Genomic DNA, 366 nt, shown 5'->3' with positions numbered 1-366 from the left:
AAAGTTTTGATCTGGTCGGAAAGTACGTCAAGGTTGCAGGATGGGGTTTGACCAAAGGAACTGGGGACGACAACGTTCTTCGCGAAGTCGACATCCAAGTCATCAGTAACGCTGCATGCAAACGAAGCTGGCGAGGACTCAGTGCTCGCCCAATCCAGATGTGTGCTTACACTCCCGGAAAAGATTCTTGCAACGGTGATTCAGGCGGTCCTCTTGTCCATCTTGACCCCGAAACCAACAGGTATACCCAGGTAGCTTTAGTCTCCTATGGACCTCCAGACTGTGGACTATCTCCTAGACCATCTGTCAACACTGATGTATTCGCTTACATGCACTGGATCTTGGGAATTATTGACGCAACCCGAC

The 366-nt window shown here is 50.0% G+C and carries 1 protein-coding gene; it reads left to right on the top strand.

The features are described from left to right. Positions 1 to 11 precede the first annotated feature (11 nt). On the top strand, positions 12 to 366 hold a 355-nt coding region (locus PZC42_RS22745; protein ID WP_368860282.1), incomplete at its 3' end, for a trypsin-like serine protease.

Source organism: Isoptericola croceus (assembly GCF_029382255.1).
Lineage (GTDB): Bacteria > Actinomycetota > Actinomycetes > Actinomycetales > Cellulomonadaceae > Isoptericola > Isoptericola croceus.
The sequence above is the reverse complement of the archived record's forward strand: the minus strand, read 5'-3'. Positions and strand labels throughout refer to the sequence as shown.